The sequence below is a fragment of the Paenibacillus sp. 203 genome (genome assembly GCF_037027525.1).
Taxonomy (GTDB): Bacteria; Bacillota; Bacilli; order Paenibacillales; family Paenibacillaceae; genus Paenibacillus; species Paenibacillus polymyxa_B.
Map to the genome: position 1 here is coordinate 1 of NZ_JAXCHD010000086.1, position 255 is coordinate 255.

General features: G+C 52.2%; 1 rRNA gene. It reads right to left on the reverse strand.

Features of this window, described 5'->3' with window-relative positions:
• Window positions 1-255, reverse strand: a 16S ribosomal RNA gene (locus WA407_RS26515); the annotation flags it as partial.

Below are 255 nucleotides of genomic sequence, written 5' to 3' on the forward strand. Positions count from 1 at the left end.
CAGCTTGACCTGCTGGCAACTAAGCATAAGGGTTGCGCTCGTTGCGGGACTTAACCCAACATCTCACGACACGAGCTGACGACAACCATGCACCACCTGTCTCCTCTGTCCCGAAGGAAAGGCCTATTTCTAGACCGATCAGAGGGATGTCAAGACCTGGTAAGGTTCTTCGCGTTGCTTCGAATTAAACCACATACTCCACTGCTTGTGCGGGTCCCCGTCAATTCCTTTGAGTTTCAGTCTTGCGACCGTACT